Origin of the sequence: Salmonella sp. SG203, assembly GCF_013350575.1 — a bacterium.
In the GTDB taxonomy this organism is placed as follows: Bacteria; Pseudomonadota; Gammaproteobacteria; order Enterobacterales; family Enterobacteriaceae; genus Salmonella; species Salmonella enterica.
The window spans coordinates 1-614 of record NZ_SNMT01000097.1 but is presented as its reverse complement, the minus strand read 5'-3'; the positions used below and the strand labels follow the sequence as shown (position 1 = coordinate 614).

The 614-nt window shown below is 63.7% G+C and carries 2 protein-coding genes; both read left to right on the top strand.

Annotated elements, in window-relative coordinates; genetic code table 11:
* Positions 1–411: DUF1320 domain-containing protein (locus HV477_RS27965; RefSeq protein ID WP_175065756.1), on the top strand; the 411-nt coding region annotated here is incomplete at its 5' end.
* Positions 411–614, top strand: a 204-nt coding sequence (locus HV477_RS27960) for a Gp37 family protein (protein ID WP_217487917.1), incomplete at its 3' end; no start/stop codon positions are given. The genes HV477_RS27965 and HV477_RS27960, both read left to right, overlap by 1 nt.

Genomic DNA, 614 nt, shown 5'->3' with positions numbered 1-614 from the left:
CTCACTGAACTGACCTGCGACATGTCAGGTCGTTCCGTCACACAGGCGCTGCCGGAACAGCCTGATGAGGCGGTGGTGAATGAGGCCATCCGCTACGCCAGCGAATACGCCGACGGCTTTCTGCGTAACCGCTACCAGGTGCCGCTGACCCGCGTACCGACCATCATCCGGGACCTGGTGGTTAACCTGACGATTGAGCGTCTGTACCTGCGCCGTCCGGCGAAAGACCTGCCGGAGTCGGTGAAACGCCTGTTCAGTGGCACCCTGAAAACCCTGGAGCTTATCCGCGACGGCAGGATGACGCCGGGTACTCTGGCGGAACAGACCACCCTGCCGGAGCCCGGCCAGACGCGGGTGAAATCCCGTCCGGCGGTGCTGGGCGGTCCGGGTGGCTGGCTGGAGAAATACTGATGAACACGTTACCTGTTCTGGCTGACCTTGTGTCCCGACTGAGCGAACGGCTGCCGGGGCTGCACGTGGCGTATTTTCCGGACAGCCCCGGGGCGTTCACCCTGACCCACCCGGTGGGCGCGGTGCTGCTGAGTTACAGCCGCTCCACCTACGGGACCAGTGAGAGTACCGGTGCGGTGATACAGCCGCAGACGATGCGTTTT